Source organism: Neobacillus sp. GCM10027624, from assembly GCF_042675345.1.
Taxonomy (GTDB): Bacteria; Bacillota; Bacilli; order Bacillales; family Cytobacillaceae; genus Neobacillus; species Neobacillus cucumis_D.
This window is the reverse complement of the sequence record NZ_JBHTHD010000011.1, coordinates 610,494-622,373: the sequence shown is the minus strand read 5'-3', so window position 1 is coordinate 622,373 and position 11,880 is coordinate 610,494. Positions and strand designations below refer to the sequence as shown.

General features: G+C 38.6%; 15 protein-coding genes. 1 reads left to right on the top strand and 14 read right to left on the bottom strand.

Going from position 1 to position 11,880, the window contains the following annotated elements; translation table 11 throughout:
• Positions 1–247: 247 nt before the first annotated feature.
• The 7 genes from ACFQZ9_RS19480 to ACFQZ9_RS19450 are packed head-to-tail and all read right to left on the bottom strand — an operon-like array spanning position 248 to position 5,831.
• On the bottom strand, positions 248–1,225 hold the full coding sequence (locus ACFQZ9_RS19480) for a biotin--[acetyl-CoA-carboxylase] ligase (protein ID WP_198309004.1): 978 nt from the start codon (positions 1,223–1,225) through the stop codon (positions 248–250).
• Positions 1,210–2,409 carry a CCA tRNA nucleotidyltransferase gene (locus ACFQZ9_RS19475; RefSeq protein WP_498944988.1) on the bottom strand — a complete coding sequence of 400 codons (1,200 nt, stop codon included), beginning with the start codon at positions 2,407–2,409 and terminating at the stop codon, positions 1,210–1,212. The genes ACFQZ9_RS19480 and ACFQZ9_RS19475 overlap by 16 nt, the downstream gene beginning before the upstream one ends.
• Positions 2,402–3,547: an N-acetyl-alpha-D-glucosaminyl L-malate synthase BshA gene (gene bshA / locus ACFQZ9_RS19470; protein WP_498944987.1), complete on the bottom strand. Its 1,146-nt coding sequence runs from the start codon at positions 3,545–3,547 to the stop codon at positions 2,402–2,404. Before bshA ends, ACFQZ9_RS19475 begins: the two co-directional genes overlap by 8 nt.
• Positions 3,544–4,260, bottom strand: coding sequence for a bacillithiol biosynthesis deacetylase BshB1 (gene bshB1, locus ACFQZ9_RS19465; protein WP_498944986.1), 717 nt, complete (start codon positions 4,258–4,260; stop codon positions 3,544–3,546). The genes bshA and bshB1 overlap by 4 nt, the downstream gene beginning before the upstream one ends.
• Positions 4,250–4,666 (bottom strand): methylglyoxal synthase, encoded by a 417-nt coding sequence (gene mgsA, locus ACFQZ9_RS19460; RefSeq protein WP_498944985.1) that lies wholly within the window; start codon positions 4,664–4,666, stop codon positions 4,250–4,252. The genes bshB1 and mgsA overlap by 11 nt, the downstream gene beginning before the upstream one ends.
• 11 nt (positions 4,667–4,677) lie before the next feature.
• Entirely contained in the window at positions 4,678–5,481 is an 804-nt protein-coding gene (gene dapB / locus ACFQZ9_RS19455) for a 4-hydroxy-tetrahydrodipicolinate reductase (RefSeq protein ID WP_498944984.1), read from the bottom strand.
• 5 nt (positions 5,482–5,486) lie between these two features.
• Complete coding sequence (locus ACFQZ9_RS19450) at positions 5,487–5,831, bottom strand: nucleotide pyrophosphohydrolase (RefSeq protein ID WP_498944983.1); 345 nt, start codon at positions 5,829–5,831, stop codon at positions 5,487–5,489.
• A gap of 177 nt (positions 5,832–6,008) precedes the next feature.
• Here ACFQZ9_RS19450 and ACFQZ9_RS19445 point away from each other — a divergent pair, with 177 nt between their 5' ends.
• Entirely contained in the window at positions 6,009–6,881 is an 873-nt protein-coding gene (locus tag ACFQZ9_RS19445; protein WP_498944982.1) for a YitT family protein, read from the top strand.
• A gap of 31 nt (positions 6,882–6,912) precedes the next feature.
• On the opposite strand, the gene ACFQZ9_RS19440 is transcribed toward ACFQZ9_RS19445, so the two are convergent.
• The 7 genes from ACFQZ9_RS19440 to ACFQZ9_RS19410 form a co-directional block, all read right to left on the bottom strand.
• A complete protein-coding gene (locus ACFQZ9_RS19440) occupies positions 6,913–7,596 on the bottom strand; it encodes a zinc metallopeptidase (RefSeq protein WP_198309012.1) in 684 nt (227 codons plus the stop codon).
• Between the two features lie 58 nt (positions 7,597–7,654).
• Positions 7,655–8,449 carry a sporulation protein YpjB gene (gene ypjB, locus ACFQZ9_RS19435; protein WP_498944981.1) on the bottom strand — a complete coding sequence of 265 codons (795 nt, stop codon included), beginning with the start codon at positions 8,447–8,449 and terminating at the stop codon, positions 7,655–7,657.
• 78 nt (positions 8,450–8,527) lie between these two features.
• Positions 8,528–9,121 carry a lipoprotein heptaprenylglyceryl N-acetyltransferase LhaT gene (gene lhaT / locus ACFQZ9_RS19430; protein WP_198309013.1) on the bottom strand — a complete coding sequence of 198 codons (594 nt, stop codon included), beginning with the start codon at positions 9,119–9,121 and terminating at the stop codon, positions 8,528–8,530.
• Positions 9,122–9,195: 74 nt separating this feature from the next.
• Entirely contained in the window at positions 9,196–9,969 is a 774-nt protein-coding gene (locus ACFQZ9_RS19425) for a menaquinol-cytochrome c reductase cytochrome b/c subunit (protein WP_498944980.1), read from the bottom strand.
• Positions 9,970–10,037: 68 nt separating this feature from the next.
• Positions 10,038–10,712, bottom strand: coding sequence for a menaquinol-cytochrome c reductase cytochrome b subunit (gene qcrB, locus ACFQZ9_RS19420; RefSeq protein ID WP_026573265.1), 675 nt, complete (start codon positions 10,710–10,712; stop codon positions 10,038–10,040).
• 3 nt (positions 10,713–10,715) lie between these two features.
• Positions 10,716–11,222 carry a QcrA and Rieske domain-containing protein gene (locus ACFQZ9_RS19415; RefSeq protein WP_026573266.1) on the bottom strand — a complete coding sequence of 169 codons (507 nt, stop codon included), beginning with the start codon at positions 11,220–11,222 and terminating at the stop codon, positions 10,716–10,718.
• Positions 11,223–11,366: 144 nt separating this feature from the next.
• Complete coding sequence (locus tag ACFQZ9_RS19410; protein WP_232489975.1) at positions 11,367–11,870, bottom strand: YpiF family protein; 504 nt, start codon at positions 11,868–11,870, stop codon at positions 11,367–11,369.
• Positions 11,871–11,880 lie beyond the last annotated feature (10 nt).

Sequence of the window (11,880 nt, the reverse complement as noted above, 5' to 3'; positions counted from 1 at the left end):
CGTACCTCCTTGTATTAGGAAGAGGTGAGTAAACGTAAAGAGTATCTTTTCGAAAATAAAAAGATCCTTCTGAAGGCAGAGAGGATCATTGTTACTCTTGTTTATGTTCATCCCTCTGTCCCGGTCCGAAATTTCGGATCTAGGCAGAATCCAATATTATATGTTTTTTAAATCTACAGGTGCAGTTCTGATTTGATACTGCCCAATGGAATTATAACAAAATATACGAAATGTGCAACTAAAGATTTTAAAGCTCTATATCTGCAGAATAAATATGTCGGATGTCTCCATTCACGTCTTCTAAGAGTAATACACCATCTTCCGTTATTCCGAGTGCTTTCCCTTCAATTACCTCTGTTAAAGTGCGGGCTTTAAGATGTTTGCCAATACTAACAGCATAGCTTTCCCAAAGCAGCTTAATTGCAGAAAAGCCTTTCTCTAAATAGAGGCCATACCATTTTTCTATATACAAAAAAATACTTTTTATTAATTCTGCGCGGGATATCGGCTCGCCTTTTTCAATCAAAAGAGAACTTGCCGTCTCCTGCAGTTCTATCGGAAAATCATCTTTTTTCTGATTCACATTGATTCCAATCCCAATAATAACAGAGTGAATTCTGTCTGCTTCCGCTTGAAGCTCGGTTAAAATTCCAGTTACCTTTTTCCCGTTCATTAAGATATCGTTTGGCCATTTTATTTCGGGTGTTAAGCCTGTAATCTCTTCTATTGCTTGTACCACTGCTACAGCCGTTAACAGTGTCAACTGGGGTGCCTTTGTTAACGGTATATTCGGGCGAAGGATTAGGCTCATCCAGATTCCTGTATACTTTGGAGAATGCCATTTTCTTTCCATTCTTCCTCTTCCAGATAACTGCTCTTCTGCTATGACGGTCGTACCTTCTGGAACATCTTCATTTGCTAATCGGTGGGCAATCTTTTGCGTTGACTCCACACTTTCCTCATAATAGATATTCCTGCCGATGTATTCTGTTTTTAACCCAAGCCTGATTTCATCTGCCGTTATCTTCTCAGGAGTTTTCAAAATTCGATACCCTTTTCGTCGAACTGCTTCAAGCTCAAAGCCCTCCTTACGAAGTTCTTCCACGTGCTTCCAAACAGCCGTTCTGGAACAGCCAATCAATTCTGCTAATTGTTGTCCTGATAAATAGGATTCACCAGCATTTGTGAAGGCATCCAGCAATTCTTTTCTTATTTCTGATTGCACTCCATCAGCCACTCCTTGATTTTGTTTTTTTCATTGATTATTTTTCCCTCGACAATAGCTTGTTCAATAGTTAAAAGAGCATCTTTTAACCAAGGTCCGGGTTTTTGATTGCACCACTCAAGCAAATCGTTCCCACTGACCATGAGGTCTCCCCGTTCTTTTATAGGGAGGCTGTCGTAGCATTGTATCAAATTGTTAATTATTTGAACTTCCTTCGTTCCATCTATCACCTGAAAAAGCTTTTCAACTGATATGATGGTGTCCCGTTTCGCCAAATACAAATCATAAAGCTCCCATTCTTTGTTTAGCCGAGAAGAGAGAAAAAAAATGATTTGCTGAATTTCTCTAATATCTTTAAGGGCCATCCGCCAATTCCTTAAAAATCTTTCAACTTCTTTTCCATCAAAATTCAGGCAATAAAGTACAAGCGTCCACATTTCATTTTTTGTCAAACTGTCCCAATTCAAACGGGGAAGTTTTTTTAGTTGTTCTTTCTGATTATCTAAACCTGGCAGATAGAGATATAGACCTGTGTTAAGCATAACGTTGATAGCTTCCTTACAATTTGGGCCGAGCAGAAGTTTCTCAAACTCTGCCCGTTTCCGTTCTACCGCAATTTTATCTAGCAGGGAAGCAAGGTTTTCGAGCGCTGACAATGTTTGCGATTCAATTGAAAAGGATAGCTGGCTCATGAAGCGGACTGCTCTCATCATTCTTAGCGCATCTTCTTGGAATCTTTCCTCTGCTAATCCGACAGTCTGAATAATTTTTTTCAAAATTGCCTTTTGGCCGTCAAATGGGTCGATTAGCTTTCCACTTTGGTCCATTGCGATGGCATTCATCGTAAAATCTCTACGCTTTAAATCATCCTCCAAGTTTCGAATAAACGAGACTTCTTTTGGCCTTCGGAAGTCCTGATATTCAGATTCGGTTCTAAAAGTTGTAATTTCATAAGATGTATCCCGATATAAAACAAGAATGGTTCCATGTTCTATTCCGAGATCAACCGTTTTCGGAAAAACCTTTTTCACTTCATCCGGTGTCGCGGATGTCGCAATATCAACATCACTAATTGGCTTCCCTAAAAGAAAATCCCGTACCGATCCCCCGACAAAATAAGCCTCGTAACCCGAGTCTACCAATTTTTTAAGTACCGGCAGGGCAGTTAAAAAAGGCTCAATCATACACTTCACCTTTATTCAAAAGTTTAAAATATAATTGTTCGTACTGTTCAACGACTTTATTAGCATTAAATTTATTTCTAACCGTTTCTATTCCTCTTAAGGAAAATGCTTCATGGAGATGTTCATCATTTAAAATTTGAATAGCCTTACTAGAGATATCCTCAATATCTCCTAATTCACATAAAAATCCCGTTTTTCCATGTTCAATCACTTCAGGAATACCGCCAACATTTGTCCCGATGCATGGGACACCACAAGCCATTGCTTCAAGTGCAACTAGACCAAAGCTTTCCTTTTCGGATAATAAGAGCTTTAAATCACTGATAGAATATAATTCTTCAAGGCTTTCTTGCTTTCCTAAGAAGAGAACACGGTCCTCTACACCTAATTTATGGACGAGCTTACAAACATTCGTCATTTCCGGACCGTCACCAACTAATAGTAATTTAGCAGGCAGGGCTTCGGAAATTTTCGCAAACGTTTTTACAACATCCGGAACCCGTTTTACAGCACGGAAATTGGAAACATGAATGATTACCTTTTCCGATTCTTTTATTTGAAATTCAGTTTTCAAATGTTGTACATCACTTTTTTGATAGACACGCTCATCGATAAAATTATAAACTGTTTCAATTTGTTTATCCGGATTAATCAGTTCATAGGTTTGACTAATTAATGCATTTGAGACAGCCGTCACGGCATCTGACTTTTCAATGCCAAATTTAATCGCATCGGTCAAGGATGGATCATAGCCTAAAACCGTTATGTCCGTTCCATGCAAAGTGGTAACTATCTTTATGTCATGATTGCTCATTTGTTTAGCTAAGATCGCACAAACAGCATGTGGAATTGCATAATGAACATGAAGTAAATCCAATTTCTCTCGATTAGCTACTTCGGCCATTTTACTTGCTAAAGCAAGATCATAGGGTGGATATTGAAACACAGAATATTGATTTACATCAACCTGGTGGTAATAAATATTATGGTACATCCGGTTCAGTCTAAAAGGCATGCTCGATGAAATAAAATGGATTTCATGGCCTTTCTCGGCGAGCATTTTTCCAAGCTCGGTTGCAACAACACCCGAACCGCCTACTGTCGGATAACAGGTAATTCCAATTTTAAGTTTCCTCATCTTGACTCTCCTAATAAATCATGATTAATGAGAAGAGGAACTTTCGACTTAAATCCTTCAGCAAAAGGGACACCAACAAGTTTCCCAAACATTTTTTCCCTTGCCTCAACTGTTTCAATGTATCCATTCGTTAGTGGTGTATCGAAGCTTTCTTCCGTTCGTTCAAATTGACTTTTATATGCCCTTAATGCCTCGAGTTTTTTCTCGATTTGCTGCGAGATATCAGTGGTAAAATCCGGTTTTTGGAAACCATTAATCATATAAAAATACATTCTCTCAACCCGATGCGGTGCCTCACCCTGATCAGTTATAAATTTGCGGATCCCTGCAGAAAAAACAGCCTCCTCCACTAGGCGTGCACAATTTCCGTGATCAGGATGGCGATCTTCAAAATATGGGGCAAAGACAATTTTAGGTTTCAATTGCCTTATGACCCCGGCAATCAATTTTATGTATTCACTGGTTACATATAACCCTCTATCCGGCAGGGAAAGTGATGTTCTAAAGGCTACCCCAAGGATATCCGCAGCATTCGCTGCTTCTTTTTTCCTGAGCTCTATTGTTCCATTCGAAGAAAGTCCCGCGTCCGTTAAATCACAAATCCCAATTCGCTTTCCTTGCTCAGAAAATTTAGCAATCGTCCCTCCCATGCCAATCTCGACATCATCGGCATGAGCGCCAAATGCTAGAATATCTAAAGACTTATTTTCCATTGCTCTCACCATTTTTCATCACATTTCTCCACTCAAGCAATCCTTGGTCCAATCCACGGATTAATAATTCTGCAGAACCCATATTCGTTGCAAGCGGAATCGAGTAAACATCACAAAGCCGAACAAGAGCAGTTACATCAGGCTCATGCGGCTGTGCGGTTAGTGGATCGCGAAAAAAGAAAACGGCATCCATATTATTTTTTGCAATCATCGCACCAATCTCCTGATCGCCACCAAGAGGCCCGGATTTAAATCGGGTTAATTCCAATCCTGTAGCTTCATTAATTCGTAATCCGGTTGTACCTGTTGCAAACAAGGTATGCTTTGCAAAAATTGTCTGATAGGCTGTAACAAATTGAACTAAATCATTCTTTTTTTTATCATGAGCGATTAAGGCAATATTCATATCCAGACCTCCTATTCTAAAATATTTTCAAGACCATACACAAATGTTTTTAGGTTCATCACTGTTTCTACAGCTACCTTCACTCCGGACATAAAAGAGGAGCGATTATAAGAATCATGTCTTATCGTTAAGGTTTGTCCATCAGACCCAAATAAAACCTGCTGGTGTGCAACTAAACCAGGGAGTCTAACCGAGTGAATATGCATTCCATCAAAATCGGCACCTCTTGCACCTGTAATGGTTTCTTTCTCATTTTGATGCCCCTGCTTCTTTGCCTCTCTTACTTCGGCAATCATTTCAGCCGTTTTAACAGCTGTGCCCGATGGCGCGTCAAGTTTCTGGTCGTGATGAAGTTCAATAATTTCAATATCCTGAAAATATTTTGCCGCCATTTGTGAGAACTTCATCATTAAAACAGCACCAATTGCAAAATTAGGTGCAATGATACAGCCTATTTCTTTTTCAGTACATATTCTCTCCAGTTCTTCTAAGTCATTTTTAGAAAACCCAGTTGTTCCAACCACAGGCCTAACGTTGTATTGAAGCGCAGTTTTTGTATGATGCATGCCGACTTCTGGTGTGGTTAAATCGATTAACACATCCGCTTTAATATTTTGTAAACAGGATTCAAGGTTCCCGAAGACCGGTACTTCAATTGGAAGCTCAAAGCCTTGTATGTCATTTAGCTGCTTCCCATCATATTTATAATCGACCACGGCTGCCAACTCGAAATGCTCCGTATTCGCTGCCAGCATTACAGCCTCTCTTCCCATTCTTCCACGCGGTCCGGCAATAATTACTTTTATTTGTTCCATTGAACTCACTCTCCATTTTCTGAATTAATTCTTGTCCAGCGATTTTTATCTCTTGTATTAAATTTATTCATTACATAATCATGAGCATCTTCTAAATCTATATTTAAAGAATTAGCGAAACAAATTAACACAAACAGCAAGTCGCCAAGCTCCTCCTCAATGGCTTTTTCTGTTTCACTGTCTTTTTTGGGCTTCTCACCATAAAAATGATTGATTTCCCTCGCAAGTTCACCTAGTTCTTCTGTCATCCTTGCCAGCATCGCTAATGGACTGAAATATCCTTCTTTAAATTGACCTATGTATTGATGAACCTCATTTTGCAGGTCCTTCATCGACTTTCCGTTCGACATCTTTTTCACCTCTGTTAAGTGTCTTACTGCTATTCATAGTAGCTAAAATAAGGCTATTTTACAAATATTTTTGCTGAAAGTTGGAACTTTCTGATAGGATTGCTCTTCCAATCGTAATTGGATATAATAAAAAACATTGATAGAGAGAAAAATATTGGAAAAAAAGGGGGAGATTTGATGATTTTTGGCCTTAAAATAAAGAATATCCTTTTCATCTTAATAGGTACCGCCATTATGTCATTTGGTCTTGTCAATTTTAATATGCAAAATAAATTGGCCGAAGGCGGCTTTACCGGTATAACACTTTTATTATACTTTTTGTTTAAATGGGACCCATCCTATACGAATCTTATTTTAAATATCCCTCTGTTTCTAATCGGTTGGAAAATACTCGGGAGAAACGCATTTATCTATTCCATTATCGGAACAGTTGGTGTTTCGATATTTTTATGGATTTTTCAAAGATACTCAATCAATATGCCACTAGAACATGACCTAACATTGGCAGCCTTATTTGCCGGAGTATTTGCGGGAATTGGACTGGGTGTTATTTTTCGATCAGGAGGAACTACCGGAGGAGTCGATATCATCGCCAGACTTGTTCAAAAGTATATTGGTTGGAATATGGGTAAAACCATGTTCATGTTTGATACTTGTGTGATTATTTTATCCTTGCTTACATACCTAAAATATACCCAGGCTATGTATACGTTAGTCGCGGTTTTTGTTGGTGCAAGAGTGATAGACTTTATGCAGGAAGGCGCTTATACTGCAAGAGGTGCAATGATCATATCAGAAAAAAACGAAGAAATTGCCAAAAAAATTATGGAGGAAATGGAGCGGGGTGTTACTGCCTTAAGAGGGTATGGCTCCTATACGAAAAATGACAGGGATGTCCTCTATTGTGTCGTTGCAAAAAATGAAATTGTCCGTTTAAAAAATTTAGTAACGGCAATCGATCCACATGCCTTCATATCTGTCAGCATTGTTCATGATGTCCATGGTGAAGGATTCACATTAGACGAAAATAAAATGCCAATCGTAGACTAAAAAAACAATGTCCGATAACGGACATTGTTTTTTAATCATCATTATTCCGAGTCATTCCTGTATAAATGAGGACAAGTCTGAGTAATTCTAGTACTGCTACGGCTGCTGCTGCCACATAGGTTAGAGCTGCTGCATTGAGAACTTTACGAGTTTTCTTAGCTTCATCATTGCGAATTAGGCCTAAAGAAACGACTTGTTTCATAGCGCGGCTGGATGCATCGAACTCAACAGGCAGTGTAATTAATTGAAAGAGGACTGCTGCTGCCATAAAAATGATTCCTAAAAGCAACATCCCGCTCAGATGAGCAAATATCCCTATCATAATCAGTACCCAAGAAAAATTAGAACCAATATTCGCTACCGGTACGAGGGCATGGCGAAATCTTAAAAAAGCGTACCCTTGTGAATCTTGAACGGCATGACCACATTCATGTGCAGCTACTGCGGCAGCGGCTAATGAATGGCCGTGATAGTTTTCTGGTGATAATCGAACAGTTTTCGTTCTTGGATCATAATGATCACTTAGAAATCCATGTCCCTGCTCAATTCCCACATTATATAAACCATTGGCATTTAATATCTCTCTTGCAACCTCCGCACCAGTCCGATATGTGGTAGAAGGGACTTGTGAATATCTTGCAAAAGTACTTTTCACCTTCAGCTGAGCCCATAATGGAATCAAGACGATTATTGCAAAATATACTAGGTAAAACATGATGAACCTCCATTTTATCTCTTGTTGCTTATCAGTTTACTGTTGCCGTATCAATTCGTCAATTTTTTCGATCCCTGGAGCGTCCTTTTTTCATTTCTTTATCACCGTTATACTTTCTCCAACCGACATAAGATAAGGTTGCTATAATGATGCTTCCTGTCGAGATAATAACCCACCATAAAGACGGGTCTGCCTCATCCTCATCCATATTTTCAAAAAGATTTTTTAAATCAGAATCTAAGACGTCCAGTTCTTTTTGGCTTTTCGAATCACTTATGATCTGAGAACGATATTCATCAATAAAATGAATACGGGCATCAATCTTTTGTATATTTTCTGCATTAACATCCACTTTCATACTCGGATAGATGACATTATAAAGAGAGAGAAAGTTATTAAAATTGTAATGAAAATCAGCAGAATCACCTTTATGTGCTGCTTCTTTAGCCTGGTGGAAGAAGTTCATAATTTGGCCTTCCATTTCCGTCCAAAGCGGTCTATTGCTTGTCCCAATCGCATCAATTACCAGACGGAATGTTGTTAATTTATTAATTCGTTCTTCATATTTCATGTCCGGGCTTGCTGCAGCTTCCAGTGCTTCATCATGTGAAGTATTTATAATTCTTAGCTCGTCCACTGTTAACGGCTGTTGGTTATTTTTTAAACTTGTAAATTGATCAGAGAAATAATTAAGCAGCTTTTTAGCATCATCATATCTATGAAATTTCACCATTTGAAGTGCTTCATCAGAAATATCATCAAGCTGTTCCATCGGTGAAGTTTGCTCAGCATGAACGCTTATGGGAGCGAGCAGCAAAACCATTGCAAAAAATAAAAAACATTTAAATTTCAATCCTTGTCCCCCCCTTTCATTACTAATAAAATGTATGAACGGTTGGACAAGGATAGACCAAATTTTAATATGTTACTTTTATTTTATTTCAAGCTTATAGTGGTTTGGACGGACACATAAATAATAGGCAATGCCTAAGGACAAAATAGATAGCCAAAAAGTAAAGTATCCAATTTCAGGTATGTATCGATCTAACATTTCGTATCGAGGAAGCATGAAAAAGACATAATCAATCACATCATTATGTAAAGTCCATATCGCGGCCACAATTACATGCCACCATTTTAAACGGTAAAACGGTGCATATAATAATCCTTGAACAGCCATAGCAAAATGTGAAAAAATTAACATATATCCTGCCCAACTCAGTTCTCCCTCAACAAAATAAACTAGAATATTCATGACCACTGCCCAAATTCCATACTTAAAAAGAGTAACAATCGCCAAAGCTTCAATTAATGGCCAGTTTTTTCTCATTAGAAATGCTACTAGGACAATCACAAAAAATAAACTTGCGGTTGGACTGTCAGGAACAAAAATTAAAAATTTTGCCGGTGTTTCTTTTAGCTGCCATCCATACCAATAATAGCCATAAACAGTCCCAATAACATTAACAACCAGCAGAAGCTTAAGAACCGAGCGATTAGCCAGAAGAGGATAGACCCATCCCACCTATTTTCCCCCTAACAAATTTTTTAGATATCAATAAAAAAGCTGACGAAACCGCCAGCTTTTTCTTTTCTCTATTATTTTTCTCCAAGACCTGAAATAAATTCAGTAAGCTGTTTAAGTTGTTCGTCATTACCTTTGAAGATACCTTTTGGCATTGCACCTTTACCATTTTTTGCAATATTTGCAATTTCTTCTGGTTTTAAACCAGTGGCAGTAAGTGCTGGTGCTCCTGCACCGCCTTGAAGGTTCTCACCATGACAGTTAATACAGCCTTGGCTTTTAAATACTTCATATCCCGGATTTGACTTATCAATTTCAACTTTCGCCACAATTTTACCTTGACGTTCTGCTGCAGCCCAGTCATGAGTGGCAACTGATTGCCATGTTAAGAATACCGTAGCAGCTAATGCAAGCAACATCATGCCTGTTGCAACCGGACGTCTAAATGGACGACGCTCCGGACCATTGTCCAGGAATGGAGCCAATAATAATCCTCCGAAAGCAAGTCCTGGAATAACCAATGCTCCGATAACCGTATATGGACCTGAAGCATATGAGTACTTCAGTAATTGATATAAAAAGAGGAAGTACCAGTCCGGTAATGGGATATAGCCTGTATCAGTCGGATCCGCAATTCTTTCTAGCGGGGCCGGGTGTGCAATTGTTAAACATAAAAAACCGACAAGGAATACTGCCCCAACCATCCATTCTTTTAATAGAAAGTTAGGCCAGAATGCTTCTGTTTTACCAGGATATTCTGAGTAATCCTTTGGCAGCATTTTTTTACGTGCCTCTGGTGCTAACACACGTGAGTCACCTACGAATTTCATACCTTTACCTTTATGCATCGAGCGATCCCCTCCTTTTTTCGTAAAAGTGAAAAAATAGTTACAAGTTCTTCATTATCATTTGAGTATTAAAGTGGGCCTGAAATCCCTTGTCTACGAATCATAACGAAGTGGGCAGCCATTAAACCAAATAATACTCCAGGCAGGAAGAACACGTGAATCGCAAAGAAACGGGTTAAGGTTTGAGCACCTACAATGTGTTCATGCCCCGCAAGCAATACTTTGATATAAGAGCCAATAAATGGTGTGGCCTCGGCGATTTGAAGACCTACTTTTGTAGCGAATAGCGCTTTCATATCCCAAGGTAATAGGTATCCTGTAAAACCTAATCCAAGCATGACGAAGAAAATTAGTACTCCGACAATCCAGTTAAGTTCACGAGGTTTCTTATACGCACCTTGGAAAAAGACACGTAACGTATGTAAGAACATCATTACAAGGACTAAACTAGCTCCCCAGTGGTGCATTCCGCGTACGATTTGTCCGAATGCTACTTCATTTTGAAGGTAATAAACGGACTCCCAAGCATTTTTAATATCCGGTACGTAATACATTGTTAAAAACATACCAGAGAGAATTTGAATTACGGTTACAAAAAACGTTAGACCTCCAAAGCAATATACAAACGCAGAAAAATGATGCGCTGGGTTTACATGCTCAGGTACTTCATGGTCTGCAATATCCCGCCACAAAGGCGCAATATCTAAACGTTCATCTACCCAATCGTAAATTTTGTTTAACAATTATTACACCTCCGTCCGTGGTTGTGCTTTACCTAAAAGAATAAACCCGTCTTTTTCCTTTACAGGATAAAGATCAAGCGGTTGTGGCGGCGGTGTTCCAGGAATGTTTTTACCATTCTTTTCATATCGTCCAAAATGGCATGGACAAAAGAATTGGTTTGGATGTGCTTTATCCGTATTCCAGTTAACCGTACAGCCTAAATGTTTACAAATTGGTGAAAGAGCAACAATTTTCCCACTATCGTCCTTATAAATCCAGGCAGTATTGGTAACCTCGGACTCATACCATGCATCCTTTTCCTTAAAGGTAAAGTCTACACGAACTGGCTCGCTTGTTAAATCTGCCGCCTTTTGCTTTGTTGGTATGAATTCACCGCCTGCATCGGCTTTTAAAACTGGATCCACAGCAAAACGGACCATTGGCATTAACATCCCCGCAGCCATGAAACCACCTACACCGGTTAATGTGTAGCTTAAAAATTGGCGTCTTGTAACGCGATTCTTACTCATTCATATCCCCCCTCTATTTCTAAAATTTTAGTCCACACGGACATTTATTAAACACATATAAAACTAGGACATAACCATGATATATCAATCTTCAAGCAAGGTCAATATCATACTATTTTAAAAACATATTATTACCGTAAAGAATTAGTCATTTTTGTGCCACTTTTCAGTAAATAGGTTTACTAGCTGTTTGACCTGTGAATCAATGATCGATACCTTCTGAGTCTCGTCCATATGTTCGAGTGGAATCGAAGGAAGCCAAATTAACGAACCATTAAGTTTTTCTTCTTGCGATTTCCATTCAAATTCAGATGTAATGAAAAAAATATGTTTTATTTCACTATTTTTGATATTTTCCTCCCATTTTTTTAATTCATTCATAGTATTTTCATTTTTTTCATTTTTTAAGTATGTATAAGGAGGAAATAATAAAATTCTTCCGGTAAACTGTCTTTCCAAATAACCTGTAAGCAAGGTTATAAACTCGTGCCTTGCTGCCGAGTCTTTCATCTCATCCCCCAAGGAAACAGAGTAAATCGGGATAATCGCCGTGTCTATGTATTCTTTTGCGCCTAAAAATGTTTCAATGTCTTTCGGTATCCATTTCATTTTTTCAACACCAGCCTTTAATCTCACTACTACCATCATACCATTTTCA

Excerpts from the sequence above, each read along its gene's own strand:
- ACFQZ9_RS19450 (WP_498944983.1), bottom strand. The coding sequence starts at position 5,831 with ATGTCGAACGGAAAGTCGATGAAGGACCTGCAAAATGAGGTTCATCAA.
- bshA (WP_498944987.1), bottom strand. The coding sequence starts at position 3,547 with ATGAGGAAACTTAAAATTGGAATTACCTGTTATCCGACAGTAGGCGGT.
- ACFQZ9_RS19440 (WP_198309012.1), bottom strand. The coding sequence starts at position 7,596 with ATGTTTTACCTAGTATATTTTGCAATAATCGTCTTGATTCCATTATGG.
- dapB (WP_498944984.1), bottom strand. The coding sequence starts at position 5,481 with ATGGAACAAATAAAAGTAATTATTGCCGGACCGCGTGGAAGAATGGGA.
- ACFQZ9_RS19415 (WP_026573266.1), bottom strand. The coding sequence starts at position 11,222 with ATGAGTAAGAATCGCGTTACAAGACGCCAATTTTTAAGCTACACATTA.
- ACFQZ9_RS19475 (WP_498944988.1), bottom strand. The coding sequence starts at position 2,409 with ATGATTGAGCCTTTTTTAACTGCCCTGCCGGTACTTAAAAAATTGGTA.
- bshB1 (WP_498944986.1), bottom strand. The coding sequence starts at position 4,260 with ATGGAAAATAAGTCTTTAGATATTCTAGCATTTGGCGCTCATGCCGAT.
- ACFQZ9_RS19410 (WP_232489975.1), bottom strand. The coding sequence starts at position 11,870 with ATGATGGTAGTAGTGAGATTAAAGGCTGGTGTTGAAAAAATGAAATGG.
- mgsA (WP_498944985.1), bottom strand. The coding sequence starts at position 4,666 with ATGAATATTGCCTTAATCGCTCATGATAAAAAAAAGAATGATTTAGTT.
- ACFQZ9_RS19425 (WP_498944980.1), bottom strand. The coding sequence starts at position 9,969 with ATGCATAAAGGTAAAGGTATGAAATTCGTAGGTGACTCACGTGTGTTA.
- ACFQZ9_RS19445 (WP_498944982.1), top strand. The coding sequence starts at position 6,009 with ATGATTTTTGGCCTTAAAATAAAGAATATCCTTTTCATCTTAATAGGT.